The 26585-nt window shown below is 69.3% G+C and carries 28 protein-coding genes; 9 read left to right on the top strand and 19 right to left on the bottom strand.

Features of this window, described 5'->3' with window-relative positions:
• Positions 1-392: 392 nt before the first annotated feature.
• The 11 genes from AC4PMY_RS10720 to AC4PMY_RS10670 form a co-directional block, all read right to left on the bottom strand.
• Positions 393-1859, bottom strand: a complete 1467-nt coding sequence (locus tag AC4PMY_RS10720) for a hypothetical protein (RefSeq protein WP_491622672.1) — start codon at positions 1857-1859, stop codon at positions 393-395.
• On the bottom strand, positions 1849-2661 hold the full coding sequence (locus AC4PMY_RS10715) for a TIGR03943 family putative permease subunit (protein ID WP_254773635.1): 813 nt from the start codon (positions 2659-2661) through the stop codon (positions 1849-1851). The genes AC4PMY_RS10720 and AC4PMY_RS10715 overlap by 11 nt, the downstream gene beginning before the upstream one ends.
• Entirely contained in the window at positions 2654-3742 is a 1089-nt protein-coding gene (locus AC4PMY_RS10710; protein ID WP_369808461.1) for a permease, read from the bottom strand. The genes AC4PMY_RS10715 and AC4PMY_RS10710 overlap by 8 nt, the downstream gene beginning before the upstream one ends.
• Positions 3743-3749: 7 nt before the next feature.
• Positions 3750-4151 carry a Fur family transcriptional regulator gene (locus AC4PMY_RS10705; RefSeq protein ID WP_064296039.1) on the bottom strand — a complete coding sequence of 134 codons (402 nt, stop codon included), beginning with the start codon at positions 4149-4151 and terminating at the stop codon, positions 3750-3752.
• Between the two features lie 92 nt (positions 4152-4243).
• On the bottom strand, positions 4244-5143 hold the full coding sequence (locus AC4PMY_RS10700) for a metal ABC transporter permease (protein WP_491622671.1): 900 nt from the start codon (positions 5141-5143) through the stop codon (positions 4244-4246).
• The gene (locus AC4PMY_RS10695; protein WP_491622670.1) at positions 5140-5994 is read right to left on the bottom strand and encodes a metal ABC transporter ATP-binding protein; all 855 of its coding nucleotides are present in this window, start codon (positions 5992-5994) and stop codon (positions 5140-5142) included. The genes AC4PMY_RS10700 and AC4PMY_RS10695 overlap by 4 nt, the downstream gene beginning before the upstream one ends.
• A complete protein-coding gene (locus AC4PMY_RS10690; RefSeq protein WP_079003647.1) occupies positions 5991-6965 on the bottom strand; it encodes a metal ABC transporter solute-binding protein, Zn/Mn family in 975 nt (324 codons plus the stop codon). The genes AC4PMY_RS10695 and AC4PMY_RS10690 overlap by 4 nt, the downstream gene beginning before the upstream one ends.
• Before the next feature lie 115 nt (positions 6966-7080).
• Positions 7081-8454 carry a dihydrolipoamide acetyltransferase family protein gene (locus AC4PMY_RS10685; protein ID WP_491622669.1) on the bottom strand — a complete coding sequence of 458 codons (1374 nt, stop codon included), beginning with the start codon at positions 8452-8454 and terminating at the stop codon, positions 7081-7083.
• A gap of 26 nt (positions 8455-8480) precedes the next feature.
• On the bottom strand, positions 8481-9461 hold the full coding sequence (locus tag AC4PMY_RS10680; RefSeq protein ID WP_071262140.1) for an alpha-ketoacid dehydrogenase subunit beta: 981 nt from the start codon (positions 9459-9461) through the stop codon (positions 8481-8483).
• Positions 9458-10597: a thiamine pyrophosphate-dependent enzyme gene (locus AC4PMY_RS10675; protein ID WP_071262139.1), complete on the bottom strand. Its 1140-nt coding sequence runs from the start codon at positions 10595-10597 to the stop codon at positions 9458-9460. Before AC4PMY_RS10675 ends, AC4PMY_RS10680 begins: the two co-directional genes overlap by 4 nt.
• Positions 10594-11745 (bottom strand): histidinol-phosphate transaminase, encoded by a 1152-nt coding sequence (locus tag AC4PMY_RS10670; RefSeq protein ID WP_491622668.1) that lies wholly within the window; start codon positions 11743-11745, stop codon positions 10594-10596. Before AC4PMY_RS10670 ends, AC4PMY_RS10675 begins: the two co-directional genes overlap by 4 nt.
• A 100-nt stretch (positions 11746-11845) precedes the next feature.
• Between AC4PMY_RS10670 and AC4PMY_RS10665 the strand changes: the two genes are divergently transcribed.
• Entirely contained in the window at positions 11846-12238 is a 393-nt protein-coding gene (locus AC4PMY_RS10665) for a phage holin family protein (protein WP_491622667.1), read from the top strand.
• 21 nt (positions 12239-12259) lie between these two features.
• On the opposite strand, the gene AC4PMY_RS10660 is transcribed toward AC4PMY_RS10665, so the two are convergent.
• Positions 12260-13702 (bottom strand): hypothetical protein, encoded by a 1443-nt coding sequence (locus AC4PMY_RS10660; protein ID WP_491622666.1) that lies wholly within the window; start codon positions 13700-13702, stop codon positions 12260-12262.
• Positions 13695-14003, bottom strand: coding sequence for a hypothetical protein (locus AC4PMY_RS10655; RefSeq protein ID WP_491622665.1), 309 nt, complete (start codon positions 14001-14003; stop codon positions 13695-13697). The genes AC4PMY_RS10660 and AC4PMY_RS10655 overlap by 8 nt, the downstream gene beginning before the upstream one ends.
• A 176-nt stretch (positions 14004-14179) precedes the next feature.
• Here AC4PMY_RS10655 and AC4PMY_RS10650 point away from each other — a divergent pair, with 176 nt between their 5' ends.
• Together AC4PMY_RS10650 and purB are read left to right on the top strand one after the other, a co-directional pair.
• On the top strand, positions 14180-14707 hold the full coding sequence (locus tag AC4PMY_RS10650) for a low molecular weight protein-tyrosine-phosphatase (protein ID WP_064296030.1): 528 nt from the start codon (positions 14180-14182) through the stop codon (positions 14705-14707).
• A complete protein-coding gene (purB, locus tag AC4PMY_RS10645) occupies positions 14704-16086 on the top strand; it encodes an adenylosuccinate lyase (RefSeq protein ID WP_491622664.1) in 1383 nt (460 codons plus the stop codon). Before AC4PMY_RS10650 ends, purB begins: the two co-directional genes overlap by 4 nt.
• 76 nt (positions 16087-16162) lie before the next feature.
• Here purB and AC4PMY_RS10640 read toward each other — a convergent pair whose 3' ends face one another.
• The 3 genes from AC4PMY_RS10640 to AC4PMY_RS10630 form a co-directional block, all read right to left on the bottom strand.
• On the bottom strand, positions 16163-16429 hold the full coding sequence (locus AC4PMY_RS10640; protein WP_064296028.1) for a hypothetical protein: 267 nt from the start codon (positions 16427-16429) through the stop codon (positions 16163-16165).
• Entirely contained in the window at positions 16426-17085 is a 660-nt protein-coding gene (locus AC4PMY_RS10635; protein WP_175116538.1) for a hypothetical protein, read from the bottom strand. Before AC4PMY_RS10635 ends, AC4PMY_RS10640 begins: the two co-directional genes overlap by 4 nt.
• 70 nt (positions 17086-17155) lie before the next feature.
• Positions 17156-18211: an NAD(P)H-dependent flavin oxidoreductase gene (locus tag AC4PMY_RS10630; RefSeq protein ID WP_079003653.1), complete on the bottom strand. Its 1056-nt coding sequence runs from the start codon at positions 18209-18211 to the stop codon at positions 17156-17158.
• Positions 18212-18335: 124 nt separating this feature from the next.
• On the opposite strand from AC4PMY_RS10630, the gene AC4PMY_RS10625 reads away from it, so the two are divergent.
• The 5 genes from AC4PMY_RS10625 to AC4PMY_RS10605 all read left to right on the top strand — a co-directional run bounded on the left by AC4PMY_RS10625 (position 18336) and on the right by AC4PMY_RS10605 (position 24213).
• Positions 18336-19115 carry a carbon-nitrogen hydrolase family protein gene (locus AC4PMY_RS10625; protein WP_491622663.1) on the top strand — a complete coding sequence of 260 codons (780 nt, stop codon included), beginning with the start codon at positions 18336-18338 and terminating at the stop codon, positions 19113-19115.
• A gap of 61 nt (positions 19116-19176) precedes the next feature.
• Positions 19177-20643, top strand: a complete 1467-nt coding sequence (locus AC4PMY_RS10620; protein WP_491622662.1) for an APC family permease — start codon at positions 19177-19179, stop codon at positions 20641-20643.
• A gap of 40 nt (positions 20644-20683) precedes the next feature.
• Positions 20684-21424 (top strand): FadR/GntR family transcriptional regulator, encoded by a 741-nt coding sequence (locus tag AC4PMY_RS10615; protein ID WP_491622661.1) that lies wholly within the window; start codon positions 20684-20686, stop codon positions 21422-21424.
• An 88-nt stretch (positions 21425-21512) separates the two neighbouring features.
• Positions 21513-22457: a hypothetical protein gene (locus AC4PMY_RS10610; RefSeq protein ID WP_491622660.1), complete on the top strand. Its 945-nt coding sequence runs from the start codon at positions 21513-21515 to the stop codon at positions 22455-22457.
• A gap of 124 nt (positions 22458-22581) precedes the next feature.
• Positions 22582-24213: a MinD/ParA family ATP-binding protein gene (locus tag AC4PMY_RS10605; protein ID WP_491622659.1), complete on the top strand. Its 1632-nt coding sequence runs from the start codon at positions 22582-22584 to the stop codon at positions 24211-24213.
• Between the two features lie 36 nt (positions 24214-24249).
• On the opposite strand, the gene AC4PMY_RS10600 is transcribed toward AC4PMY_RS10605, so the two are convergent.
• The 3 genes from AC4PMY_RS10600 to AC4PMY_RS10590 form a co-directional block, all read right to left on the bottom strand.
• Positions 24250-24576 carry a transcriptional regulator gene (locus AC4PMY_RS10600; protein ID WP_491622658.1) on the bottom strand — a complete coding sequence of 109 codons (327 nt, stop codon included), beginning with the start codon at positions 24574-24576 and terminating at the stop codon, positions 24250-24252.
• Positions 24569-25012 carry a hypothetical protein gene (locus AC4PMY_RS10595; RefSeq protein ID WP_491622657.1) on the bottom strand — a complete coding sequence of 148 codons (444 nt, stop codon included), beginning with the start codon at positions 25010-25012 and terminating at the stop codon, positions 24569-24571. Before AC4PMY_RS10595 ends, AC4PMY_RS10600 begins: the two co-directional genes overlap by 8 nt.
• A gap of 110 nt (positions 25013-25122) precedes the next feature.
• Complete coding sequence (locus AC4PMY_RS10590) at positions 25123-25437, bottom strand: ArsR/SmtB family transcription factor (protein WP_071262121.1); 315 nt, start codon at positions 25435-25437, stop codon at positions 25123-25125.
• A gap of 85 nt (positions 25438-25522) precedes the next feature.
• Here AC4PMY_RS10590 and AC4PMY_RS10585 point away from each other — a divergent pair, with 85 nt between their 5' ends.
• A complete protein-coding gene (locus tag AC4PMY_RS10585; RefSeq protein WP_491622656.1) occupies positions 25523-26572 on the top strand; it encodes an SDR family oxidoreductase in 1050 nt (349 codons plus the stop codon).
• The last annotated feature ends 13 nt before the right edge of the window (positions 26573-26585 follow it).

The following is a 26585-nucleotide window of genomic DNA, read 5'->3' as shown; positions in this document are numbered from 1 at the left end:
TGCACGCTGTTGAGTTCTCAAGGATCGGATGCTCCTGCCTTTGGCCATCACGACCTCCCTGCAGGGCAACTTCTCTATCTTACATCTTCCCGGCTTGTTGTCAACTCGGCGTTTCAGCCGCTCTGCGAACAGAGTCATGCTGAGCACGAGTGACACCAGGAGGAAGTCATCCAACCGAGACTTGAAACGGTAACATCGAAATGTTCTCGCTTTTGGCTGGGGATTGTCCCCGCTTGAGGCCGAGAAGCTCTTCCGCTTCCCGCACCTTTGGGGTGACGAGTGATTACTCTACGTGTGTCTCGGGATCGTGGCAAATTCCGTTTGCATCCCGGGCGTGTCGCCCGGAAACACGCGGTTTTCGCCGAGGCGGCCGCGGACGGCGCGGCGCGGGGTCACTGCGCGACACCGGTGCCGGCACACCAGGACAGGTCGAAGCCGGCCTGCGTCCCGACCACCTTGCCGGTGCGGGCGTTGACCACCTCGATCTCGGGACCATTGGGCATCGGGGCGTTGGCGTACCCGTCGAATCCGGCCTTCGCGAAGTCGGGGACGACGACGACCGCGACGTACTCCGCGTTCGGGCTCGCGCAGAGTGACCAGATGACGGCACCCGGGTCAGGTCGGTAGAGCTCGGCGGTCGCGCCGTCCTTGATCGCCAGTACCCGTTGCTCCGTGGTTCCGGCGGCGCGGTCGTAGTCGGCGTAGATCCTGGCCGACAGGGACTCGGACAGTGCGACGAGCTGTCCGGGGATCTCGGTTGGTGCCACCGAGGGCAGGACGAACGGCTCACTCTTCCCCGTCGCAAGGTCGAGCACGACCACACCATCGATCTGCTCGATGACGACTTTGGTGGTCCCCGGGATGTAGCTCGAGATGAGGGCGGCGCGGCCGAGCAGCACCGGATCGGTCGTCGCAGCAGGATCGAGCAGCTCGAGCGAGTTGTCCACCGTGCGGACGAGCATCGAGGAGGTCCGGGGCACGAACGACCACTCCGCCGCCTGGACCGCAGCCCCGTCGATCCCGCCGACCCGGGCGGCCTCCGTCGGCTTCCCCTCCTGCAGCTCGAACGAGTACAGCGTGAGGTTGTCGCCGCCATCGCGACCGAACGACTGTTCCGTGAACAGGAACCCCACCCGACTCTGCGCCGGAGCGGTCTGCAAGGAGGTGATCATCCCGCCCATCGGGAGGGCCACCTCCTGGGTACTCCCATCGGTCGTGTCCACCACCACGATGCGACCGAGCCCGCTCGTCTCCTGCTCCACGACGATCAGGGAGTCGCCGATCGTCGCGAACTCCTGGATCTTCGCCGCTTCGTACGCGGTCTCGGGTTCACCACCGGCGATCGAGAGACGCACGATCCGGTCGTCCGGCTTCGTCGCCGCCGAGCCGCCGTCCTTGACCGGGCTCCTCACGAGCGAGAACCCCTCGACGGGTGGCGTCGAGAACGACGTCGTGAGCGTGGCCGCCGGTCCGCCACCCGGCGCGGTGACCCCGTCGACCGTGATCCGGTAGTCCGTCGCATAGGCGAGCGGCTCGGGGAACACCAGCGTGATGCCGCCGGCCCCGGTACTGACGTCGAAGTCGGCTGCCGGCTCGATCCGCACCCGGTCCGCGTCGAGATCCGCGATCGGTTGGTTCACCGCCAGCACCATACGCTGGCCCCAGGACTCCACGAGTCCGGTCGGGTCGACCACCGTGCGGACGAGCTTCGGCCCCTGGGTCAGACCGACGACGGCCGCACCGCCGCCGATGACGACGAGCGCGATCAGCACGATCGCGACCAGTCGGCCGAAACCGCTCCGGTCGCCGGCGGCCTGCGTCGATCGGCCTCGTGCAGCATCCCGGCGATCAGTAGTCATACGGGTCCGCCGGCTCCTCGACCTTGTCGACCTTCGCCGCCCCGACCACCAACGGCAGATGCGAGGCGTCGCTCGCGGTGAGCGCGCCCGAGACCTCGACCCAGTCGCCGGGCTTGAGCTGTTGCTCCCAACCGTCGAGCTGCACGGGCACACCGACCGGCTGGGCGTCCACGGCGCAGCAGTTCACGACGAACCGCGAGACGTAGAAGACGTCGGCCGCGTCCGGATCGGCGATCACGAAGCCGACCCCGGAGAAAGCGCGCCCTTCGAGGTCGGCGGGCCGCGTCGTCTGGCGCAACAGTGTCGCCCAATCCTTGATGCCGAAGGTGCTGAAGTCCGGGTTCGAGGTCAGCACCGTCTGGGCGTCCTGCCCCTGGACCTCCCCCGCGAGTGTGCCGGAGTTCACCGCGCGCTGGTCGGCCGTCGCGACCGAGAGCGTCGACGGCGGGAGCACCACCATCGCCCCGACGACCGCGAGACTGCCCACGACCGAGGCGAGCTGCAGCACCGTCCGCCCGCGACGCTTCGGCACCTCATCGACGTCCACATGGACGAGGACGCTGACGATGCCGAGCGCGACCGCGATGAGCGCCATGATGACGGTGAACACGAAGTAGCGCGGGTGGATGTAGAGCCCGAGGCGATCGGTCAGCGCGAGCCAGAGGATGCACACGGCGGCGGTGACGAGCAGGAGGACGCCCCACCACCGCTGCCGGAGTCGTTCGAGCAGGGGCACGCGACGATCGCCGACCGTCGACGTCTCGGCGTGCGTGTGTCCGTGGGTGGCGTTCTGATCAGGCAAGGGCGTTCACTCCGAATCCGAGGGCCGCCGAGAACAGCACGGCGACCGCGGTGATGATCACGAGGGTCCTGGTCGTGTAGGTGGTTCGCATGAGCGCGAGCATCTTGACGTCGACGACGGGGCCGAGGACGAGGAAGGCGACGATCGAGCCGGGCATGAACGTCGATCCGAAGGACAGCACGAAGAAGGCGTCGACGTTCGAGCAGATCGAGACGATCACGGCGAGCGTCATCATCGCGAGCACCGACCAGACCGGGTTCGCGCCGAGGGTGACGAGCACCTCGCGTGGGACGAGGACCTGCACGGCGCCGGCCACGGCCGAACCGATGAGCAGCGCCGGCATGATCGCGCGCGCTTCTGCGACGAACTGCTGCAGGCTGCGCTCCACCTTCGTGTGCTCGTGCCCGTGCTGCTCGGTCACCTCGCAGCTGGCTTGGAAGGTCGGCGTGAGCAGCGAGCTGGGGTCGGGGTGCTTGCTGAAGAGCCACCCGATGAGGTTCGCGAGCAGGAACCCGCCGACGAGCCGGGCGACGAGGATCCCGCCGTCCCAGCCGAAGGCCTGATGCGTCGTGACGATGACGATGGGGTTGAGGATCGGCGCCGCGAGCAGGAAGGTGATCGACTCCGGCACCGTGAACCCGCGCACGATGAGGCCGCGGGCGAGCGGGACGTTGCCGCATTCGCAGACCGGCAGGAACATGCCGAGCAGCGAGATGCAGGCTCGGCGGAGGATCGGCTGCGTCGGCAACCACCGCTCGAGCCAGCCGTCGGGAAGCCAGATCTGCACGAGGATCGACAGCACGATGCCGAGCACCACGAACGGCAGCGACTCCACCACCACGCTGAGCGTCAGGGTCACGAAGTCGCGCACCGCGGTGGGCGGGGTGAGCACCTCACCGAGCGGCATGAGCGCCCGGAGTACGAAGAGCCCGACCACCACGAGCAGTGCGCCGCCGATCAGGAGCGGCGTCCGCAGGTTCCGTGGATCACGCCCTTCGGTGCGACCCCAGTGCTCCGCGCCGTCGTCGTCGGGCGCGGTCCAGTCGTCGTCGACCCCGAGGGTGCCGGTCGTCCTGCTCACTCCGGCCTCACGCGCGCTGGGCCGCCGCCGAGCAGTTCTCGCAGAGCCCGAAGACGTCGACGACGTGCTTCGCCTCGGTGAACCCGTGCTGCGACGCGACCGACCGCGCCCACGCTTCGACCTCGTCGGCCTCGATCTCGATGGTGAGACCACAGTTGCGGCAGATGAGGTGGTGATGGTGGGTGCCAGGCGTGCAGGCACGGTAGAGGTTCTCGCCCTCCGGCGACTGCAGGGAGTCCGCTTCGCCCTCGACCGCGAGGTCGGAGAGGGCTCGATACACGGTCGCGAGCCCGATCGGCGAACCGGTGTCGCGGAGTTCGGCATGCAGTCCCTGGGCGCTGACGAATCCGTCGTTGCCGCCGAGGGCTTCGCGGACAGCTTCTCGCTGCCAGGTGTTGCGCTTCGCCACGGGTGCTCCTGCCTGTCGCTTCAAGGGTACCCGGGAACCGCTCGGAGGACGCTCCGAAGCAGCTCCACGCGGACGCGGCGCACGGTCCACGGTCACCGCGCGACCTGGGCGTGCCGCGACTCGCCGACGGGCGCCCGACGACCGCGTCGCCCGGACGCGGTGCGCGGCCCGACGATGCGGCAGACGAGGTAGATGAGGAAGGAGATCGTCGTGATGTAGGGGCTGATCGGGAGCGATCCACCGATGGCGAGCAGGATGCCGCCGACCGCCGAGACGAAGCCGAAGAGCATGCTCAGCACCGGGACGAGGACGGGCGACGACGACACCCGGAGCGCCGCGGCCGCGGGCGTCACGAGCAGTGCGAGGACGAGCAGCGCGCCGATGATCTGCACCGACACCGCGACCGTGAGCCCGAGCAGCACCATGAAGGCGAGCGAGACGAACCGACTCGGCACCCCGCGCGCCGCGGCGACGTCCGGGTCGAGGCTGTCGAAACTGAGGGGGCGCCAGAGGAGGAGGAGCGCGATCAGCACCACGATGCTGATGACGATGAGCAGGCCGAGCTGCGGGTCGTCGACCGACACGATCTGCCCGGTGAGGAGCCCGAACTTGTTGGCACTCCGGCCCGGATAGAGCGCGAGGAAGAGGATGCCGAGGCCGAGGCCGAACGGCATGAGCACCCCGATGATCGAGTTGCGGTCGCGGGCCTTCGAACCGAGCAGGCCGATGAGGATCGCGGCGACGAGTGAGCCCGCGAGGGACCCGACCACGACGTTGGCCCCGAACAGCAGCGCGCCGGCAGCGCCGGCGAAGGAGAGCTCGCTGATCCCGTGCACCGCGAACGCCATGTCGCGCTGCATGACGAACACGCCGATGAGGCCGCCGACGATGCCCAGGACCGCGCCGGCGATGATCGAGTTCTGCACGAGTTCGAGCAGTGCGCCGTAGTCCTGGAAGTTGAACAGGCGTCCCCAGAGGTCGTCAGTACTCATGCGCCGACCCCCACCGCACCGGTATGCGGATCGTCGTGGTGATGGTGGTGGGTCTCGCTGTCGGGGATGCCGACCACGACGACCCGGCCATGGCTGCGGAGTACGTCGACGGGCGTGCCGTAGAGCTCAGACAGCACCTCGCTGCGGAGCACCTCGTCGGGGGTGCCCTCCCGGAATCGGCCGCCCGCGAGGTACAGGATGCGGTCGACCATGGGGAGCACCGGGTTCACGTCGTGGGTGACGAAGACCACCGCGGTGTCGTGCTCGCGCCGACGACGGTCGATGAGCTCGCTGACCCCGCGCTGATGCTGGAGGTCGAGGCTGAGCAGTGGTTCGTCGCAGAGGAGGAGGATCGGGTCGTCCGCGAGCGCCTGGGCGACGCGCAGCCGCTGCTGCTCACCGCCGGACAGGGTGCCCACGGCGCCGTCGGCGTAGGCGGTCGCGCCGACGGAGGCGATCAGCTCGTCGACCCGACGCTTCGTCGCCGCGGTGCGGATGGGGAGTCCGAAGCGGTGGCCGTCGACGCCGAGGGCGACGAGATCGCGACCGCGCATCGGCGTGCCGGCGGGGATGAGCTTCTGCTGCGGGATGTAGCCGATGCGGCGGTCGCCCCGGTGCACCGGGCCTCCGGCGACCCTGATGGTCCCGCGGTCGAGCTGCTGCTGCCCGAGGATGGTGCGCAGCAGACTCGTCTTGCCGGAGCCGTTCGGGCCGAGCACCGCGAGGAACTCCCCCGGGCGCACCGAGAGGTCGAGACCGTCCCAGAGCGTGCGTCCGCCGAAACCGAGCTCGGCCCCGGCGAGCCCGAGGACGTCGACGGGGCCTGAGTCGTCAGTTGGACCGCTGGTCATCGATCCAGGGCGTCCGCCACGGCGTCGACGTTCTCGGTCATCCACGAGAGGTAGTCCTTGCCGTCCGGGAGGGTCTCGGTGAATGACAGCACCGGTACGCCTGCGTTCTCCGCGGCGGTCTTGACCTGTTCGGTCTCGCCGCCACTCGTCTGCTCATTGTAGGCAAGCAGCGCGACCGATCCGCCGCCGAAGAGGTCGAGCGTCTCCTTGAGGACGGTCGGCGACACGTCGGTGCCCTCCTCGATCGCCTCGCTGAACGCCTCCGGGGTGCGGTTCACGAGTCCGGCGCCCTCGAGCAGGTAGAGCGGCACGGGCTCGGTGATGGCGACGCCCTCGCCGTCGTGTGCGGTCTTGATCGCGGCCTGGGCCGTCTCGATCGTGCCGAGGGACTCGGTGAAGGCCTTGGCGTTCGCGGTGTACGTGGTCGCGTTCGCGCTGTCGAGTTCGCCGAGCTCCTTGGCCAGCTCGTCGGCGAGCTTCGCCATCGTCGGGAGGCTGTACCAGACGTGTTCGTTGAAGCCCTCGATGTGGTCGTGACCGTCGTCCTCAGCGTGCGCCTCATCCGTGTGCTGCTCGTCAGCGTGGTCGTCGTCCGGGGCGAGGCCCGACAGGTCGACGACGTTCACGACCTCGACGGACTCGTTCTTGGCCGCGTCGAGGAGTGTGTCGATGAACGGGTCGTAGCCGCCACCGTTCTCGATGACGAGGTCGGCGTTCTTGATGGAGAGCTGATCCTGCGTGCTCGCCTCGTAGGAGTGCGGGTCCTGGGCGGCCGAGGAGATGAGCGAGGTCACCTCGACGTCCTTGCCGCCGATCTTCGAAGCGATGTCGCCGTACACGTTCGTCGAGGCGACGATGTTGATCTTGCCGTCGTCGGCCGCGCTCGACGCACTGCTGCCGGAGCAGCCCGCGAGGACGAGGGCGGCTGCCGGGAGGACGGCCAAGGCTGGGAGCAGGGTGCGAGCGCGCATTGATGAACCTTCTCGATCGGGGTGAGAAGGCCAACGCTACGCCTATTGATACTGATTCTCAAAATCGCCCTTCGACGGGCTCAGGGACCGAAGAGCAGGCTCAGGGACCCGGTGCTCAGTCGAGCAGCAGCGCCGGCTCCTCGATGATCGACGCGACGTCCGCCAGGAAGCGGCTCGCGACGTCGCCGTCCACCACGCGGTGGTCGAAGGAGGCGCCGAGCGTCGTCACGAAGCGGCTGCGCACCTCGCCGTCGACGACCCACGGCTTCTGCTTGATCGTGCCGAGCGCGACGATGCCGACCTCGCCCGGGTTGAGGATCGGGGTGCCGGTGTCCATGCCGAAGACACCGATGTTCGTCACCGTGATCGTGCCGTTCTGCTGGTCGGCCGGCGGCGTCTTGCCGTCGCGGGCCGTGAGCGTGAGGGTCTCGAGGGCGCGTGCCAGCTCGAGCAGGCTCATCGCCTGCGCCTCCTTGACGTTCGGGACGATCAGTCCGCGCGGTGTCGCGGCGGCGACCCCGAGGTTCACGTAGTGGCGGACGATGATCTCCTGGTCCGTCCACTCGCTGTTGACCGTGGGGTTGCGGCGGACCGCCCAGATCATCGCCTTGGCCATGATGAGCAGCGGCGAGACCTTGACGCCGGCGAAGTCCGTCGAGTTCTTCAGGCGCTTGACGAACTCCATCGTGCGCGTCGCGTCGACGTCGACGAAGAGGGAGACGTGCGGCGCGGTGAAGGCACTGCGGGTCATGGCTGTCGCGATGGCCTTGCGGACGCCCTTGACCGGAATGCGCTCCTCGCGCTCGTCGGCCCACTCCGGCGTCTCGATGTTGCGGAACACGCTCGCCTGGCTGGCCTCACGGATGACGTCGTCGCGGGTGATCTCACCCGCGAGCCCGGTGCCCTCGATCGCCGTGAGGTCGACCTCGAGGTCCTTCGCGAGCTTCCGGATCGGCGGCTTGGCGATGACCGGCAGCGCGGACGCGGCGGGGATGCTCGACGGCGGCTGGCGGCGCACGGGCGGCTGCGGGGTGACGGCCAGGCTCGCCGGCTCGACGACCGGCGTCGCGCCACGGCCACGGCGACGACTCGAGGTGCTGCCGGCGCTGCCGTATCCGACGAGCACTGCGCCAGGGCGCGGCTCTTCGGCGGGAGAGACGCTCGCCGCGGTGTCGGCGGCCAGCGTGGCCTCCTCCGACTCGACGACCGCCGGTGCGGGCGCGGCCGGCTCGGCGGTCGGCGCTCCACCACCGGTGCTCACGCTGATGATGGGCGTCCCGACGTCGACGGTCTGGCCCTCCTGGACGAGCAGGGCGCCGACGGTGCCGGCGAACGGCGACGGGAGTTCGACGAGCGACTTCGCGGTCTCGATCTCGACCAGCACCTGGTTGACCGAGACGGCGTCGCCCGGCGCGACCTTCCATGCGACGATCTCGGCCTCGGTCAGGCCTTCGCCGACGTCCGGCAGTTCGAACTGGAGATCACTCATCGTGGTTCCTCGTCTTCCTTCGGTGTTCAGTACGCCAGCGAGCGGTCGACAGCCTCGAGGATGCGGTCGGCATCCGGGAGGTAGACGCCTTCGAGCTTCGCCGGCGGGAACGGGGTGTCGAACCCGGACACCCGCAGGACGGGTGCTTCGAGCGAGTAGAAGGCGCGCTCGGTGACGGTCGCCGCGATCTCCGAGCCGACGCTCGTGAACCCGGGCGCCTCCTGCACGTAGACGAGGCGGCCGGTCCGTCGGACGGATTCGACGAGCGGGTCGTAGTCGATGGGCGACAGCGAGCGCATGTCGACGACCTCGACGCTCGTGCCCTCCGTGGCGGCCAGTTCAGCCGCCTGCAGCATGACGCTCACGATCGCGCCGTGTCCGGCGAGGGTGACCTCCGTGCCGGTGCGGACGACGCGGCTGCCGTGCAGTGGTGCGGCCGAACCGTCGAGGTCGACCTCGCCCTTCGGCCAATAGCGGCTCTTCGGCTCGAGGAAGACGACCGGGTCGTTCGAGGCGATGGCCTCCTGGATCATCCAGTAGGCGTCGTTCGGGGTCGACGGGCTGACCACGCGGAGCCCTGCCGTGTGGGCGAAGTACGCCTCGGGGCTCTCCTGGTGGTGCTCGACCGCGCCGATGTGTCCGCCGTAGGGGATCCGGATGACGACGGGCATCTGCAGCTTGCCCTCGTGCCGGTTGGTGAGCTTCGCGAGCTGCGTCGTGATCTGGTTGAAGGCCGGGAACACGAAACCGTCGAATTGGATCTCGCACACCGGTCGGTAGCCGCGCATGGCGAGGCCGATCGCGGTGCCGACGATGCCGGACTCCGCCAGCGGGGTGTCGAGGACGCGGTCGCCGCCGAACTCGGCGTGCAAGCCCTCGGTGACGCGGAAGACGCCGCCGAGCGGGCCGATGTCCTCGCCCATGAGCAGGACCTTGTCGTCGTCGGTCATCGCCTTGCGCAGGCCGGCGTTCAGCGCCTTGGCCATCGGCATGGTGGTCGTCGTCATGCGTTGCCTCCTTCGAGCGAGGCCTCGTAGCGTTCGAGCCAGGCCTGCTGCTCCACCATGAGCGGGTGCGGTTCGGAGTAGACGCCCTCGAACATGAGCTCGGGGCCCGGGGCCTCGAGTGCGAGCGTGCGCACGCGGGTGTCCTCGGCGAGCGCTGCAGCCTCCTCGTCGACCTCGGCGAAGAACGCGTCCGAGGCGCCGAGCCCCTGGAGGTACGTCTTGAACCGGACGATCGGGTCGCGGGCGATCCAGGACTGGAGTTCGTCGTCGGTGCGGTACTTGGTCGGGTCGTCGCTCGTGGTGTGCGCGCCGACGCGGTAGGTCATCGCTTCGATGAGGCTCGGGCCGCGGCCGGCGCGGGCGTCGTCGAGGTGCTTCGCCGCCGTCGCGTAGCTCGCGAGGACGTCGTTGCCGTCGATGCGGACGCTGTCGAGGCCGAAGCCGGCCGCGCGCTGGTACAGCGGCTCGCGGGCCTGGCGGGAGACGGGGACGGAGATGGCCCACTGGTTGTTCTGGAGGAAGAACACCTGTGGCGTCTGGTAGCTGGCGGCGTAGATGTAGGCCTCGTTCGCGTCGCCCTCGGAACTCGAGCCGTCACCGAAGTAGACGAGCACGGCCGTGTCGCGCTCGGGGTCGCCGGTGCCGACGGCCTTGTCGAAGTTCAGGCCCATCGCGTAGCCGGTCGCGTGCAGGGTCTGCGCGGCGAGCACGAGCGTGTAGAGGTGCACGTTGCCGTTGGACGGATCTGCCGGGTCCCAACCGCCGTGCGTGTTGCCGCGCATGAGCCGCACGATGTCGATGGGGTCGACGCCGCGGATCATCGCGACGACGTGTTCGCGGTAGGAGGGGAAGATGTGGTCCTGGGCTCGCGCTGCGCGGGCCGAACCGACCTGTGCCGCCTCCTGCCCGTGACTCGGTGGCCACAGCGCCATCTGGCCCTGGCGCTGCAGGTTCGTCGCCTCGATGTCGAAGGCACGGACGTTCGCCATGTCGCGGTAGAACTGCTGCAGGTCGGTCTCGGTCAGGCGATCGAGGAACGGCTGATAGCGCTCCGCGTGTTCGTTCGGCGCGAAGGTGCCGGCCGCGTCGATGAACTGGACGCTGGGCACGGTGGGGTCGTCTCCGGAACGGCTCATCGTGAGCGCACTCCCTCTCGTGTCGGGTGGTCGGCCGGCAGTCCGGCGAGGATCTCTGCAGCGGCGGCGAGGAGCGGTTCGATCGACTCGGCCTCACCGATCGAGATGCGGACGCCGTCGCCAGGGAAGGCTCGGCCGACGATGCCGTGGGCGAGGAAGGTCTCGTTCGCCGCGGCCGTCTGCTCGCCGAGGCCGAACCAGACGAAGTTGCCCTGCGCCGCGGGGATGAACCAGCCCTGCTCGCGGAGCGAGGCGGCGAGGTCGTCGCGTCGTGCGGTGATGACCGCGACGCGGGCTCGGATGTCCTCGGCGTTCGCGAGTCCGGCGATGGCCGCCTGCTGCGCCGGCGCAGTGCTGGAGAGCGGGATGGCCGCGTTGCGGGCGCCGTCGAGGACGAGCTCGTGGCCGATGGCCCAGCCGACGCGGAGGCCGGCGAGTCCGTAGGCCTTCGAGAAGGTGCGGAGCACGACGAGGTTCGGGTGCTCGTCGAGGAGCGGGATGCCGTTGACGGCGTCGTCGTCGGTGACGAACTCGCGGTAGGCCTCGTCGAGGAGGACGAGCACGTCGGAGGGCACGGACCGGAGGAAGGCGAGGAAGGCGTCACGCTCGACGACCGGGCCGGTCGGGTTGTTGGGCGTGCAGACGATGACGACGCGGGTGCGGTCGGTGACGGCTGCGGCCATCGCCTCGAGGTCGTGGGAGCCGTCGGGCCGGTTGGGGACCCGCACGGACGTCGCGCCGGCGACGGTCACGAGACCCGGGTAGGCCTCGAAGGAGCGCCAGGCGAAGACGACCTCGTCCCCCGGACCGGCGGTCGCGGTGATGAACTGGCTGAGGAGCGCGACCGAGCCCGCCCCGATGTGGATGCGTTCCGGCGTGACGCCGTTGGCTTCGGCGAGCGCCGTGCGCAGTGCGAGTGCGGCGCCGTCGGGGTAGCGGTGGGAGTCCGCAGCCGTGTCGGTGATGGCCGAGAGGACGGCGTCGAGTGGCGGGAACGGGACCTCGTTGCTCGAGAGCTTGAAGGCGTCGGGTGCGGCCGGCTTGCCCTGGCGGTAGGGCGGCAGCTCTGCGATCTCCGGACGGAGACGGACCGGGCTCCGGCCCGGCTGAGCGGCCGGCTGGGCGGTGGTTGGCAGGTTGTCACTCACTCGACGAGTCTAGGCCGCGAAGGATACCTGCGTCGGAATGCAGTACGTCGGTCCGAATCGGCCCTTTGCCCGCTGCTGCAAGGGTGGGAGGATTGCCGTCATGGGACGTTTTCTGCTGAACCTGATCGTCAACGGCTTCGCCATCTGGGTCACGACCCTCATCGTCGCCGGTGTGAAGGTGACGCCGTACGCACCCGGCGGCACGCTGGAGACGATCCTGACCTTCGCGCTCGTCGCGCTCATCTTCGCCGTCGTGAACACCATCATCGGCTCGGTCATCAAGGTGCTCGCGTTCCCCCTGTACATCCTCACGCTCGGTCTCATCGGGCTCCTCATCAACGGGCTCCTCCTCCTCATCACCGCAGGCATCAGCGGCTGGTTCGGCTTCGGCCTGACCGTCGACGGCTTCTGGTGGGGCGTCCTCGGTGCGATCGTCATCTCCATCGTGAACTGGCTGCTCGGCATCGTCATCCGCCCCAAGGCGCGCGACTGACCCGTCGGCTCGACCGCTTGATCACTGAAGGACCTTGTCGGCGCGGTACTGCCAGGCCTCCCCGGTACCCGTGAGCCCGGTGAGGGGGTCGATCGCTGGTGTGAGCCGCTCCTCCGAGGACTGATCGATGAGGCGTGCCGTCTCCCGGTAGCGGTCGAGATTGTGAGCCGGAAGGGGATCGTCACCGGCCGGCGGTGGTCCTCCGTCATACAACGAACGCTGGACGACGGTGCCCCCGTTGAGCGAGTCGCGTCGTCCACCGGAGAGCGCGGGGATGACGTCCTCGGTGTGTTCGACATGGGTGCGCGGGAGGTCGTCCGCGAAGTCGATGGATTCGACCGGCGATCCGAAGGTCACGACCGAGGAGTCGTAGGTACCGCTGGCGGCGATGCGTGACGCGATGATGCCGCCCTGGGAGTACCCGACGTGGAGCACGGAGGCACCGTCCGGAATGCCCGCGAGTCGCATGGCTTGGAGGGTCGCTTCCGCGCTCTCCGCCTCCATACCTGCGACGGCGTTGACATTGCTGCGGTTGTCGAAGGGCTCGGTCGACGCCTCAGGGAAGCCGGTCTCGATGGTTCCACCCGACCAGACGATCCACTGGTCGGCACCGGAGGCGTCCTCGTACCGCTCGATCCTGATCTGCGGCGAGCCCGCTCCCCCGTGCGGCATCCGCTCGGCCAGGTCCTCGTACCGGGTCGGAGGTTTCAGGGGCGCCGGAGCGCCCTGGGCCTTCACCTCGACCGTACGGACCGGCGCCGCGGGAGTGAGGAGGCCGGCACGGTCGACTGTGCCCAGTGCGACCAGGGCTGCGAACGCCACCCCGGTGATGCCCTCCTCGCTCAAACGGTTCGCGTCGAGCATCGCCGGCAGACCGAACGCGCTGATCAGGAACTCGTCGGAACCCGATACGACTCCGCGCACGAGGGCGACGAACGCGGGTGACGACATCAGCTCACGCGCAGTCTTCGCCGAGGCCTCATCGAAGCCGTCCTGCAGGTCCGAGGACAGCAACCCCAACACTCCGCGGAACACCGTCCTGACGAGCGTCACCTCTCCGACGGCGGCGAGGACACCGAGGGGGATCAACGGGGAGGCTCCCAGGACCCATCCCGCGGCGTCCCCGGTGAACGTGAACAACGATTGGACCATCCGCTCGAGCTCTCCGTACTGCTCCGCCCCGACGATGAGGCGCCCGCCCAACCGGCTCGCGTCGTCGCTCGCACGCCGCAAGCTGGTGGCGGCCCTCGCAGCCGCCCCGCTTCCCGCCCCCGCATCGGCTTGGGGGACGATCGTCGGGCCGACGGGCACCAGGGACACGTCGTCGGTCGACACCGATTCCACGCGGTCGGCCCAGCTCGCGCAGGCCTCGCCGAGTTCGACGAGCAACGCGCCGAGGAGCAGGTGATCCTCAGTGGCGACGGCTACGACACCACCGCCTCGGATGGTGATGTCGTCACTCATGCTCCGCTCCAACGGCGATCGACGATGCCGCCCTACGAGCGCTCCTGAGTCCCTCATCGAGCGCAGCGGCCGCTCCACGGAGCACTGCGGTCAGTTCGTCCGCGGAGCAGGCGAACTGCACGGCGGCGGGACCGACCCACTCGAGACCGCTGCGCGCCTGCGCGAACCTCACGATCTCCGGCTCCAGTTCGAGCAGCACGTCCTCGAGACATCGAGCGCGCCCCTCGAGGATCGAGACAGCTTCCTCTGCCGTCGGCTGCGACGGGAAGCCCATCGCCAACGGGTCGTACTCCAACGCCATGTCGCCTCGCCCTCCGCCCGCCCATCGCCGGCATCACGCTCGACTCTGCCCAACCGGCGGAGCGATCACGCCGGCACACCGCGCTGATGTGAAGGAAGCTGACCGGCGGAGAGCTGTGGAGCGGAGTCAGTCGAGAACGGTTCGACGGCTCGGGCGCGGTCGGCCAGAATAGACGCATGAACACCCTCGGGGAGGCCGACCCCGGCACGACCCCGTTCCGCGTGTGCTTCGTCTGCGCGGGCAACATCTGTCGATCCCCGATGGCCGAGAGCGTCTTCACCGACCTCGTCGCGGCCGCCGGGCTGGAGCGGGTCGTGGAGGTCTCCTCCGCCGGCACCGGCGACTGGCACGTCGGCGAGCACGCCGACCACCGCACGGTCACCGCGCTGCGAGCGCACGGCCACGACGCAACCGCCCACCGGGCCAAGCAGTTCGACCCCGACCGCTTCGACAGCTACGACCTCGTCGTCGCCCTCGACCGCAGTCACGAACGCATCCTGCGGGCCTGGGCGGGCAACGACACCGACCGCTCCAAGGTGCACCTGCTCCTGAGCTTCGACAGCACCTCCGGGACCCGCGACGTCCCCGACCCCTACTACTCGGACGCCCAGATGTTCGAGACCGTCCTCGGCATGATCGACCATGCCTGCAGATCCCTCTTCCACCAGCTCGAACCAGCACTGACCCAGGGAGCCACCCCATGACCGAATTCCCCGCCCAGCCGCTCAGCCCGCTCGACGGTCGCTACCGCCCCGCCGTGACGGCGCTCGGAGAGTACCTCTCGGAGGCCGGCCTGAACCGCGCCCGCGTGCAGGTCGAGGTCGAGTGGCTCGTCTACCTCACCGAGCACTCGATGTTCGGATCCTCCCCGCTCACCCCGGCGGAGATCGAGCAGCTCCGCGCGCTCTACCTCGACTTCGGACAGGCCGACATCGACTGGCTCGCCGAGAAGGAGGCCGTCACGCGTCACGATGTGAAGGCCGTCGAATACCTCGTGCGCCACCGCCTGTCCGAGCTCGGTCTCGACCGCATCGCCGAACTCACCCACATCGCCTGCACGAGCGAGGACATCAACAACCTCTCCTACGCGCTCACCGTGTCGCAGGCCGTCCGCGCCATCTGGCTCCCGAAGCTGCGCCTCGTCCTCGACTCCCTGCGCACCAAGGCCGTCGACTTCCGGGCCGTCCCGATGCTCGCACGCACGCACGGCCAGCCGGCGACGCCCACCACGATGGGCCGCGAGCTCGCCGTCACCGTCTACCGACTCGAGCGCATCGCCCTGCAGATCGAGGCGAACGAGTACCTCGGCAAGTTCTCCGGCGCGACCGGGACCTTCGCCGCCCACGTCGTCGCCGACCCCGATGCCGACTGGCCCGCCATCTCGCGCGAGTTCGTCGAGGGACTCGGCCTCGACTGGAACCCGCTGACGACGCAGATCGAGTCGCACGACTGGCAGGCCGAGCTCTACGGCAAGATCTCCCACGCCAACCGCGTGCTGCACAACCTCGCCACGGACATGTGGACGTACATCTCGATCGGCTACTTCCGGCAGATCCCGGTCGCGGGCGCCACCGGCTCGTCGACCATGCCGCACAAGGTCAACCCGATCCGCTTCGAGAACGCCGAAGCGAACCTGGAGCTGTCGAGCGCGATCCTCGACTCCCTCGCCGCCACCCTCGTCACCTCGCGACTCCAGCGCGACCTCACCGACTCGAGCGCCCAGCGCAACATCGGTGTCGGGTTCGGCCACTCGCTGCTCGCCCTCGACAACATCCTCGGCGGACTCGGGCAGATCGACCTCGCGGAGGACGTGCTGGCCGCGGACCTCGACCACAACTGGGAGGTGCTCGCGGAGGCGATCCAGACGGTCATCCGCGCCGAGGTGACCGCGGGTCGTTCGAGCATCGAGGACCCCTATGCGGTCCTCAAGGAGCTGACGCGCGGCAAGCGTCTCGGTCAGGCGGAGCTCGTCGAGTTCGTCTCCAAGCTCGACATCGGCGACGCCGCGAAGCAGCGCCTGCTCGAGCTCACCCCGGCGACGTACCTCGGGCTCTCCGACGACCTGGTGGACTACCTGCCGTAGGCGGTCCGTGCTCGTTCGCCCAGGAATGGGCGAACGAGCACTGGGTCGCCCAAGAATGGGCGAATGAAGCCGGAGATCAGTGGCCGGAGGGGCGCGGCGGACGCTTGTCGTCGCCGTCCTGCTCGTCGAGGTCGAGCTTCTCCTGGAAGTCGGGCTTCACGGCGAGCGCCAGCATCGCGAGGACGACGAGCGAGGCGATGAACGCGATGCCCAGGCCGATGAGCGCGAGGACGATCTCACGGGTCGACATCAGGACGACGACGCCGGTGAAGACCCCCATGACGCCCGAAAGCACGAGGAGCTCGATCGGCCGCAGGACGTCGTCGCGGTTGGGCTTGCTCATGATGCGGCTCCCGCCGTGCCGGTGGTGTCGTCGGTGACTGCGCCGGCGACCGGGCGCTTGCCCGCCCACCGCAGCGACAGTCCGCCGATGACGAGGTAGACGCCGATGATCGCGGCGTATGCCCCGACGAGGCCGACGACGACGATGTCCGCACGGAGGACACCCTCGACACCTCCCGGGGCGGCGAATCGCTGCTCGAGTCCCGGCGGGACGAGGAGCGTCGCGATGGCGAGCAGCACCGTGAAGGCACCGACCGCGGTCCAGTCCTTCGCCGCGGCGAGGCGTCCGCGCCAGCGGATCCCGCTGTACAGCTCAAGGAATCCGGTGAGGGCCGCCCACAGGGTGACGACGTAGAGGAAGATGCTCAGCCCGCCGCCGCTCACGAGCAGCGAGAAGACGCCGGTCACGACGCCGATGACGCCTTGGCCGAGGAAGAACGCGCGCGTCACGGTGTCGGAGAAGTTCGGGAAGGCGAAGGCCCCGACGATCGCGCCGGACAGCAGCGTGAAGACCCCGAAGACCACAAGGCCGAACTGCGAGGAGTGGCCCTGCGTGAAGGTGACGACCCCCGCCGTGGCGAGCGCGATCACCGCACGCAGGATCGGGACCATCCAGTACCGATCGTGCTTGGCGCCGTCGAACGGGATGCTGGGCACGGTGAACGTCTCATCTCTTGCAGGAAGTCCACTCCAGCTTACGCGGTCCTGCGGGCGACGCGGACCGGGGTCAGGGTGCCCTGGGTGGGACCGACAGGCCCGCGGCGAGTTCCGCGAAGACGGCCTCGGCATCCGCCCGATCGCGGGTCAGCAAGGACGCCTGCCCTGCCCAGAAGCCCTGGAGCTCTGCGACGCCCTGCTCCGAGGCGACGGTGCGGAACCGCCCGGTCAGCCAGTTCTGGACCGGGAACGGGGCGACGACCCCCGACGCCTCGATCTCGCGCAGCACCCGGTTCGGGACACCACGGCCGAGCCTGCCGCTCATCGCGCGCGTGAGGACGGTACCGTCGGCGGGCGTCGAGACGATGGCCGCCCGATGCTCGGCCGTCGCCGCGGAGACGCTCGTGCGGAGGAAGGCGGTCCCGACCTGCACGCCGGCGGCGCCGAGTGCCCGCGCGGCGGCGACACCACGTCGGTCGGCGATACCGCCGGCGGCGATCACCGGGACGTCCAGGGCGTCGACGAGCTGCGGGATCAAGGCGACCAGGCCGACGAGGGAGTCCTCGGCTGCTCGCAGGAACGAGACGCGGTGGCCGCCGGCCTCCATGCCCGTGCCGACGACGACGTCGACGCCGCCCTCCTGCAGGGCGAGCCCCTCGGCCACCGTGGTCGCCGTCCCGACCACGACGATGCCCCGCTCGCGCGCCGCGTCGACCACCGACCGCGGTGGAACCCCGAAGACGAAGCTGACCACGGCGGGCCGCGCCTCCAGGACCGCCTCGATCTGCTCGTCGAACGGCGGCACGTACCGGGCCGGGCGATCGGGCAGCTCGAGCGACAACTCGTCGAACACGGGTCGGAGCGCCTCGACCGCGGCTGCGAAGGACGCCTCGGAGTCGTCGGGCGACAGCTCGTCTCCACGCGGCAGCCACAGATTCAGTGCGAACGGCGCCGCGGTCCGTTCGCGGAGCGCCGTGACCGTCCGCTCGATGCGCTCGGCGTCGTAGCCGTACAGGCCGAAGGAACCGAGGCCGCCCAGCTCACTCACCGTCGCGGTGAGTTCGACGGAGGACAAGCCTCCGAAGGGGCCGAGCACGATCGGGACGTCGACAGGAAGGGCGCGCACGCCACCAGTATGTCCCTCGCCTCTTGCGGGTGAAACCGGATCGAAACATGATGGACATCAAACAGCTCACTTTGAGTTGTTTACTGAGTGCATCGACGCACGCCTGCAGAGGAGCTCCACCGCCATGACCTTCACCATCGCCGGACTGCAACACCACGGCGTCCCCGGAGACGTCGAGGCGAACCTCGCGCTCGTCGCCGACGCCGCCAGGCAGGCATCGGATCGCGGCGCGGACCTGCTCGTCACCCCCGAGATGTTCATCACCGGCTACAACCTCGGGGACCGTCTCGCCCCGCTCGCCACCTCGGAGCTGGTCGACCGGGTCGCCGCCATCGCGGCCGGGACGGGGATCGCGATCCTCGCCGGCTTGCCCGAGCCGCTCCCGGGCGGAGCCGTCGCGAACGCCATCGTCCTCATCGGTCCCGACGGGTCCGAGCTGCTCCGCTACCGCAAGACACACCTGTTCGGCGAGCTCGACCGCGAGCTGTTCGTGGCCGGTGACACCCTCGCACCGACCGTCGACCTTGGCGGCGTCCGCGTCGCCGTCCTCATCTGTTACGACGTCGAGTTCCCCGAGACCGTCCGCGCGGCGGCCCTCGACGGCGCCGACGTCGTGATCGTCCCCACCGCGCAGATGGAGCCCTACGCGCACATCGCCGAACGGCTCATCCCGGTGCGCGCCTGGGAGAACCAGGTCCACCTCGTCTACGTCAACCGCGTCGGCTCCGAAGGGGACCTCACCTACGTCGGCCGCAGCAGCATCGTCGGTCCGGACGGCGTGGTCCTCGACGCGCTCGACGCGGACGCCGTCGGTCTCATGATCGCCACGATCGATCCCGAGGCCACCAAGCGCGCCAGGCAGGAGAACCCCTACCTCGCCGACCGCCGCGCCGAGCTGTATTGAGGGACGCCGTCCCTCCTCCCCTCCCCCTCCGAGTCCCCCGACTCCCCCGGAAAGTGACCTCATGACCGTGAACCCCATCGCCGAGCCGCGCAAGCGCCTCGACGGCCAACTCGGTACCGGCTCCATCGTCTTCATGGTGATCGCCGCCGCAGCACCACTCACCGTGATCGGCGGCAACGTCCCCATCGCGATCGGGACCGGCAACGGCGCCGGAGCGCCGATCGGCTTCGCCCTCGCCGCCGTGATCCTCCTCGTCTTCTCCGTCGGCTTCGTCACCATGACGCCGTTCGTCCGCGAAGCCGGCGCGTTCTTCTCCTATGTGACGGCCGGACTCGGCTCTCGTCTCGGCCTCGGTTCCGCGTTCACCGCACTCGTCGCCTACACGGCGATCCAAGTCGGCGTGTACGGCTACATGGGTTGGGCGCTCGACGACCTCGTCACGTACTTCGGCGGCCCGACCCTGCCCTGGTGGCTGTACTCCTTCGCGACGATGGCGATCGTCGCGGTGCTCGGCTACCGACACATCGACCTGAGCGCGAAGGTACTGGGCATCGCACTGACGCTCGAGATCCTCGTGGTCGTCGTGCTCGACGTCGTCATCTTCGCGACGGGCGGCGCGGACGGCATCGCGGTCGAGACCTTCGACCCCGCCAACATCTTCACCGGTGGGATCGGCGTCGCCGTGCTCTTCGCCCTCACCGGCTTCATCGGCTTCGAGGCGACCGCGGTCTTCCGGGACGAGGCGCGCAACCCGGAACGCACCATCCCGCGAGCCACGTACCTGGCCGTCGTCATCATCGGTGTGTTCTACGCCATCTCCTGCTGGGCGCTCGTGACGGGCGTCGGCGCAGGGAACGCCGTCGCGGTCGCCCAACAGACGCTCGCCGGCGAAGGCAACCTCCTGCTCGACACGACGACGACCTACCTCGGCCCGATCATGCGCGATGTCGTCCAGGTGCTGCTCATCACGAGCCTGTTCGCGTGCGTGCTGTCCTTCCACAACGTCATCGCGCGTTACCAGTTCACGCTGGCGCAGAAGTCGGTGCTGCCCGCCCGCCTCGGCAGGCGTCACCCCACACACCACTCCCCGTCGACCTCCTCCATCGTGCAGACGGTGACGGCGGCCATCGTCCTCGCCGCGCTCGCGCTCGCCGGCCTCGACCCGCTCGTCGGGGTCTTCGGATCCATGGCCGGGGTGGCGACCGTCGGGATGGTCCTGCTCATGCTGACGACCTCGATCGCCGTCCTCGTGTTCTTCGCGCACCGACCCGAGCTCGTCGCCGGCCGCACGTGGGGTGCGCGGGTGTTCCCGATCCTCGCGGTGGTGGGACTCGCTTTCGCGCTGTGGCTGGTGCTGTCGAACTTCACGCTCGTCACCGGCGGAAGCGTCACCGTGAGTGTCGTGCTCGCCCTCATCCCCGTGGTCGCCATGCTGATCGGTATCGTGGCGGGGAAGCGGTTCCCGCTGGACGCCGAGCCGGACGGCGCGGTGAGCGAGGCGACCGCCGACCAGCCGACGGCCGGCTGAGCCAGGGTCGCGGAGTCGATCAGCGACGAGACGGGGTGCCATGGATCTGGGTTCGCCCTCGCTCGGAGCCATTCGACGCACGACGGCCGTCGACACCGTCCGCGCGCGCATCTCGCTGGCGCTGGAGCTCGGGATGCTGGTGCCCGGCCAACGGCTCCCGGCACCAGAGGAAGCGGCCCGTGCGTTCGGGGTCAGCGAGATGTCGGTGCGGCGTGCCTATCGGGCGCTGAGCGACGAGGGCGTCGTCGTGCGGCGGCAGGGCAACACGGGTGGCACGTTCATCTCGGATGCACCCGCGGTGGGCACCGTTCCCGAGATCGCCGCCTACCGCGAGGACGCCGTCCACGTGCACGCGCTCATCGACCAGCGCGCGACGCTCGAAGCCGGGCTGGCGGCGCGGGCTGCCTCTGCACCGGTGGCGTCCTCCCTGCGTCGACTCGACGACCTCGTGGCGACCATGCGGACCGAGCCGGACTGGAGCCGGTTCCGCGAGGCGGATGCGGCGTTCCACGCCGAGCTGGCGATGTCGGCGGGCGTGCCGGGCGCGGCCGACCTCCATGACCGCGTGTCCCGTGAGCTGTACTCCTACTTCATCCCCTATCGGATCGAGTACCTGCGCGCGTCGAACGAGGAGCACGCTCAGCTCGTCGAGGCGCTCCGCGTCGGCGATGCGGCAGCCGCGAGCCGCCTGGCCTTCGACCACGTCGCAGAGCTCCACCGCTCGATGTACGTCGGCCTCGCGGGCGTCGGCTCTGCCGAGAGTGCGCAAAACGCTCCCTGAATCGCAATGAGCCGACCGAATGCGCACTCTCGGTGGAGGGTGTGGACAATGGGAGCAGAGATCCCCACGGGATCGGGAGGATGGGTCGGTGCCCCGCCATCGCCCACTCCCGCCACGGCTCCGCGGCACGGCGTTCGCGGTCGGCGACCGCGCGCTGCACGGTGAGACGAACGGGAGACTGCGCGGCAGTGATCTCGAGGCACCGTTCTGGGGCGTGCGCTCGGTCGACGTCGACCTGGAGAGTGTCTTCGGGCGCTGCGCGGCGTTCGCCCCTCGGCTCCGACCAGGGTGGGTCTTCAGCCATCTCACTGCGGCGGCGCTCCTCGGCGCCCCGCTCCCGAACTCCTGCACGCACGCCACGGACCTCCACATCGGCGCGCTCCACGGAGTGCAACCTGCGCGTGGCCGAGGCGTCGTCGGTCACCGGCTTGCCGAGGCGACCCGCACGACACAGGTCCGAGGCTTCACCCTCACCGCCCCGGCCGACACGTTCGCGCTCCTGGCGACGATGCTCGAGCTGCCCGACCTCGTCGCTGTCGGCGACTTCCTCGTATCGGGGTCGCGATCTCGAGGCGGCTCGCGTGTCGACATACACACCACGATCGACGAGCTCACTGCTGCTGTAACCGCCTACGGCTCCCGTCGGTCGGCTCGGCTTCTCCGCGCTGCCCTGCCACTCGTCCGTATCGGCGTCGACTCCCGTCCCGAGACACACTTACGACTCGCGCTCATCGACGCGGGCATCCCCGAGCCGAGCGTCAATCCACCCGTGCAGGTGGACGGAGGCACTGCGGTACTCCATCCGGATCTCGCCGAACCGCGCCTCCGCATCGCGTATGAATACGAAGGCGACCTGCACCGAACCGACCAGCAGCGATTTCGAACCGACATCGTTCGCAGGGAGCGGTTCGAGGCGGCCGGGTGGCGGGTCGTCCGCGTCACTGCGCACGACCTCTTCGTCGACCGCGCATCATTCATCGCTCGGGTCCAGCGGCTTCGGGGGCTCGTCGAAAGTGCTCATTCCGCTCGCTGAGGCCGCCTGAGAGCGCAGAACGAGCACCCTCGGCGAGGCGTCAAGGCCGGGCCCGGAAATCCGACATGCGCCGTACTAAGGCATAGTGGGGACGGGTTCACCCCCGCCGCAAAGGAGTGAGAGCATGATCGACAAGGCCTCGATACAGGACTTCCCGCCGATGACGGCATCGCTGCTGGCGGACAATTCCGGCGTGTTCCGCGTCGGCACCGCCGAGCAGTACCTGACCGCCACCGACGCGGGAACGGCCCGCCGCCAGCTCGTCGAACTGATGCAGGCGGAGGCCCGGAAGGCGGGTCGACCGATCCGTGTGACGGTGACCGACCCGACGAGCGTCACCGTGCTCCTCATCGGTGTCGACGGCGAACTGCAGGAGGAACCGCAGTCAGCAGCGCCCGCGCGCACCGCGCAGCGGGCCACGCCACAGCCCGCAGCCGCGCAACGAGTGCCGCTCATCCAGGCGCCACCGCCCGCGCCCTCCCAGCCGACACCCGCACGCCCGACCCCTGTTCAACCGCAGACACCGCCCCGCGCCGCACCCGCCCAGCCGTCGACACCTGCGCCGGTTTCGGCGCAGCCCGCGCCGCCGGTCTCCGGCAACCCGCAGTCGACCACGACGCCGCAGCCCGTCCCGCCACAGCGCCCGACCGTGCAGCAACCCGCGTTCGACCCACCGCCGTTCCAGCCGATCTCGAACCAGCCGAACGCGCAGCAGGCGCCCGTACCCGCGCAGCGCGCGGTCCCGGCACAGCAGTCGGTGCAGGCGCCGCCGTCCGCGCCCGCGCAGCAGCAGCCCCCGGTTCCGCAGCAGCAGGCTCCCGGCCAGCCGGCCGCCCCGGCTCGCCGCGATCTGCGCGATGCACCCTCGTTCCTCGCGCCGCCCACGATCGGCCCGGCGCAGCACGGGCTCGCCGGCCTGCTCAACAAGCTCGGCTTCTCGGTGCCGCCGTCGGCGACCGAGCGGGCCGAGCGTGACGACGTCCACGCCGTGTCACGCCACTTCCCGAGGCGTCGCACCATCTCCGTCGCGAATCAGAAGGGCGGCGCCAACAAGACGCCGACCGTCGTCAACCTGTCTTCCGTCTTCGCCCGGTACGGCGGTGGCGGTGTCGCGGCCTGGGACAACAACGAGACTATGGGCACGCTCGGCTGGCGGACCGAGCAGGGCGGCCACGATTCGACCGTCCTCGACCTGCTCGCCGCGGCGGGCGACCTCCTCTCCCCCGGCGCCGAGCGAGCCGACCTGTCGCGGTTCGTCCACCACCAGCCCGGCGACAAGTACGAGGTCCTGCGATCCGCGGCCGACGGCGAGCACGTGGTGACCGCCGACGAGGTCGACCTTGTCCATCGCGTCCTCGCGAAGTACTACCGCCTGATCGTCATGGACTCCGGTAACTCGGCCGGAGCACCCAACTGGCGGCGCATGGTGGAGCTGACCGATCAGCTCGTCATCCCGACCACGACCGTCGAGGACAAGAAGGAGGGCGCGCGACTCACCCTCACCGCCGTCAGCCGGGTGAGCGAGCGCGGTGCCGAACTCGCTCGCAACGCCGTCGTCATCGTCTCCGAGGCCGAGGCCAAGGACACCTCGATCGCCAACGCCTACGCCGAGGACTTCCGCCCCTACGTGCGCGACGTCGTCGTCGTGCCCTTCGATCCCGCGTTGAAGAACGGCGTCATCCGACACGACGCCCTCAGGTCGAGCACGCAGCGGGCGTGGCTCGCAGCGGCTGCCGCGGTGTCGCGCGGACTCTGACCGGCACGGGCGCTGGTCGTCGACCGTCCAGGTCAATCACCCTCGGGCGTGCTGCACGATCGCGGTCAGGGCGTCGAGGTAGGCCTCGAAGGCAGCTCGCCCTTGCGCCGTGAGGGCGATGCGGCGGCCACGGCGGTCCGTGTCACTCTTCCCGATATCGATCACCCCGGAGTCTGCGAGCGCCGAGAGGTGCTTCGAGAGGGCCGACTTGCTGACACCGGTGATGCGCAGGAGCGAGGCGAAGTCGGCGTACTCGGCGGGAGCGAGCGCGGACAGTAGCGCGAGGCGCGCGGGCTCGTGGAAGAGCGGGTTCAGCGCGGGACGGGTGACGGCGGCTTCGGTCGCCGCATCGTCATCACGCATCGCCGGTCCGCGGCCGCCCGCCGACGGATGGACCGCCGGACGCGAGGCGGATGAGCGCCGGCAAGCAGGCTGCGAAGACCAACACGGCTGCGGCGAGCGCCGAGACGGTGTTCGGGGCCACGAGGTCTGCGGACCGCGCGGCCCACTGGACGAGGACGTACACGGCCGCGACGGCGACACCACTCATCGTGAGGAGCAGTGTGCCGACGCGATCCGACCAGTCGAGGCGCAGCTTGAGCGGTCGACTGACGGACAACGCCACGAATCCCAGGGAGACCAGGCCGAGGAGCCACAGCATGTCGAGGTCGACGACCACCCCGAGAGCGATGACGAGCACCGCGGTGATGACCGCCGTGCCGAGGGCTCCCTGCCGGGCAGCGCTGCGGGAGGCGTCTCGTGCGGCGTTCAAACGATCCTGCGCGTTGTCGTGGTTCATGATGGACCTCCAGTCGTTGCGCCTGAAGAAACTATCAGATCGTTGCCTGAAGCGAAACTATTTGGTCGACGGCGCCTCAGTCCCTCCGGTGTCCAGCTCGCCGCGCAGGTCTAGACGGCGAGCGACACCTGCCGACCGAGCGCTTCGATCGCGGCCTCGTCGCGCTGGTAGTGCGACCACTGGCCGATCCGGGTGCACGTCACGAGGCCGGCGCGCTGGAGCGTGGCCATGAACTGCGAGGCGGTCGACTGCGACACCTCGGCCCTCGCCTGGATGTGCTTGAGGCACACGCCTACCTCGGCCGCCGGCTGATCCTGCGGCGGGAACGACTCCGGATCCTTCAACCACCCCAGGATCGCGAGGCGAGTCGGATGGCCGAGCGCCTTGAAGATCGCCACCAGGTCCAACTCGTCAGCGTTCGTCATACGTCGACCATATCGCAATATCGCGATTCCACGATGTTGTGCAACACTGTGGATCGGTAAATCGCGATCTAACGATGGAGATGTCATGACGCAGCACACAGCACTGGTGGTCGGCGCCCGCGGGGTGATCGGCGGGAACCTGATCACCCACCTCGAGGGGCTCGGCTGGGACGTGGTCGGGTTGTCCCGCCGCGGCGGCACCGACCGGGGATCCGTCAGGCACCTCGCGGTGGACCTGCTCGACCGCGACGCGACCATCCACCAGTTGCGCGGACTGTCGGAGGTGACGCACCTGTTCTACGCCGCGTACCAGGATCGCCCCAACTGGGCCGAGCTCGTCGCGCCGAACCTCGCGATGCTCACCAACGTCGTCGACGCCGTCGAACCCGTCGCGCCGGGCCTCGAACACATCAGTCTGATGCAGGGCTACAAGGTCTACGGCGCGCATCTGGGGCCCTTCGCGACACCCGCGAAGGAGTCCGACCCGCCGCACATGCCGCCGGAGTTCAACGTCGATCAGCAGCAGTTCCTCGAGCGCCGCCGGGTCGGGGCCAGCTGGTCATGGTCGGCGTTGCGGCCGTCGGTCGTCGCCGGGATCGGCCTGGGCAACCCGATGAACCTGGCGATGGTCATCGCCGTCTACGCGTCCATGAGCAAGGAGCTCGGCATCCCGCTGCGGTTCCCCGGCAAGCCCGGCGCGTACACGAGCCTGATCGAGATGACGGACGCCGACCTCCTCGCGAAGGCCACGGTGTGGGCGGCGACCACGGAGCACGCCCGCAACGAGGCGTTCAACATCACGAACGGCGACCTGTTCCGGTGGTCGTCGATGTGGCCGAAGATCGCCGCTTTCTTCGACCTCGACGTCGCGCCGCCGCTCGAGATGTGCCTCGCCGAGGTGATGGCCGACAAGGAGGCCCTGTGGAACGCGATGGTCGAGCGGCACGGCCTCGCGCCCACCAGCTACGCCGAGGTGTCGTCGTGGGCGTTCGGTGACTTCGTCTTCGCGTGGGACTACGACGTCATCGCCGACACCTCGAAGTCCCGCCGGGCCGGGTTCCACGAGTACGTCGAGACCGAGGCGATGTTCCTCCGCATCTTCCAGGACCTGCGGGAGCAACGGCTGATCCCCTAGCGGCAGGCCTCGG

It is taken from the genome of Plantibacter sp. MDV22-iso1, from assembly GCF_058408345.1.
Note: the sequence above shows the minus strand (reverse complement) of the source record. Positions and strands in the feature narration are given on the sequence as shown.

Excerpts from the sequence above, each read along its gene's own strand:
- AC4PMY_RS10720 (WP_491622672.1), bottom strand. The coding sequence starts at position 1,859 with ATGACTACTGATCGCCGGGATGCTGCACGAGGCCGATCGACGCAGGCC.
- purB (WP_491622664.1), top strand. The coding sequence starts at position 14,704 with ATGACCGAATTCCCCGCCCAGCCGCTCAGCCCGCTCGACGGTCGCTAC.
- AC4PMY_RS10695 (WP_491622670.1), bottom strand. The coding sequence starts at position 5,994 with ATGACCAGCGGTCCAACTGACGACTCAGGCCCCGTCGACGTCCTCGGG.
- AC4PMY_RS10680 (WP_071262140.1), bottom strand. The coding sequence starts at position 9,461 with ATGACGACGACCACCATGCCGATGGCCAAGGCGCTGAACGCCGGCCTG.
- AC4PMY_RS10650 (WP_064296030.1), top strand. The coding sequence starts at position 14,180 with ATGAACACCCTCGGGGAGGCCGACCCCGGCACGACCCCGTTCCGCGTG.
- AC4PMY_RS10605 (WP_491622659.1), top strand. The coding sequence starts at position 22,582 with ATGATCGACAAGGCCTCGATACAGGACTTCCCGCCGATGACGGCATCG.
- AC4PMY_RS10685 (WP_491622669.1), bottom strand. The coding sequence starts at position 8,454 with ATGAGTGATCTCCAGTTCGAACTGCCGGACGTCGGCGAAGGCCTGACC.
- AC4PMY_RS10675 (WP_071262139.1), bottom strand. The coding sequence starts at position 10,597 with ATGAGCCGTTCCGGAGACGACCCCACCGTGCCCAGCGTCCAGTTCATC.
- AC4PMY_RS10700 (WP_491622671.1), bottom strand. The coding sequence starts at position 5,143 with ATGAGTACTGACGACCTCTGGGGACGCCTGTTCAACTTCCAGGACTAC.
- AC4PMY_RS10595 (WP_491622657.1), bottom strand. The coding sequence starts at position 25,012 with ATGAACCACGACAACGCGCAGGATCGTTTGAACGCCGCACGAGACGCC.
- AC4PMY_RS10615 (WP_491622661.1), top strand. The coding sequence starts at position 20,684 with ATGGATCTGGGTTCGCCCTCGCTCGGAGCCATTCGACGCACGACGGCC.
- AC4PMY_RS10690 (WP_079003647.1), bottom strand. The coding sequence starts at position 6,965 with ATGCGCGCTCGCACCCTGCTCCCAGCCTTGGCCGTCCTCCCGGCAGCC.
- AC4PMY_RS10625 (WP_491622663.1), top strand. The coding sequence starts at position 18,336 with ATGACCTTCACCATCGCCGGACTGCAACACCACGGCGTCCCCGGAGAC.
- AC4PMY_RS10585 (WP_491622656.1), top strand. The coding sequence starts at position 25,523 with ATGACGCAGCACACAGCACTGGTGGTCGGCGCCCGCGGGGTGATCGGC.
- AC4PMY_RS10620 (WP_491622662.1), top strand. The coding sequence starts at position 19,177 with ATGACCGTGAACCCCATCGCCGAGCCGCGCAAGCGCCTCGACGGCCAA.
- AC4PMY_RS10655 (WP_491622665.1), bottom strand. The coding sequence starts at position 14,003 with ATGGCGTTGGAGTACGACCCGTTGGCGATGGGCTTCCCGTCGCAGCCG.
- AC4PMY_RS10590 (WP_071262121.1), bottom strand. The coding sequence starts at position 25,437 with ATGACGAACGCTGACGAGTTGGACCTGGTGGCGATCTTCAAGGCGCTC.
- AC4PMY_RS10660 (WP_491622666.1), bottom strand. The coding sequence starts at position 13,702 with ATGAGTGACGACATCACCATCCGAGGCGGTGGTGTCGTAGCCGTCGCC.
- AC4PMY_RS10600 (WP_491622658.1), bottom strand. The coding sequence starts at position 24,576 with ATGCGTGATGACGATGCGGCGACCGAAGCCGCCGTCACCCGTCCCGCG.
- AC4PMY_RS10665 (WP_491622667.1), top strand. The coding sequence starts at position 11,846 with ATGGGACGTTTTCTGCTGAACCTGATCGTCAACGGCTTCGCCATCTGG.
- AC4PMY_RS10640 (WP_064296028.1), bottom strand. The coding sequence starts at position 16,429 with ATGAGCAAGCCCAACCGCGACGACGTCCTGCGGCCGATCGAGCTCCTC.